This window comes from Streptomyces sp. NRRL WC-3626, from assembly GCF_000718785.1.
GTDB classification, from domain to species: domain Bacteria; phylum Actinomycetota; class Actinomycetes; order Streptomycetales; family Streptomycetaceae; genus Streptomyces; species Streptomyces edwardsiae.
Window position 1 is genome coordinate 1 of record NZ_JOCA01000093.1, and the last position, 201, is coordinate 201.

Annotated in this window: 1 pseudogene; it reads left to right on the forward strand. The window is 68.2% G+C overall.

Annotated elements, in window-relative coordinates:
- Positions 1–201, forward strand: a pseudogene (locus IF28_RS36850) (alpha-1,4-glucan--maltose-1-phosphate maltosyltransferase); the annotation flags it as partial.

The following is a 201-nucleotide window of genomic DNA, read 5'->3' on the forward strand; positions in this document are numbered from 1 at the left end:
CGGCCCGCCTTCGAAGTCCGCGCCGTCCTCGCCGCCACCCTCTCCCCCACCTGGGGCATCTACAGCGGCTACGAACTCTGCGAGAACACCCCCCTGCGCGAAGGCAGCGAGGAATACCTCGACAGCGAGAAATACCAGCTCCGCACCCGCGACTGGGAAACCGCCGAACGCCAGGGCACCACCCTCAGCCCCCTCATCACC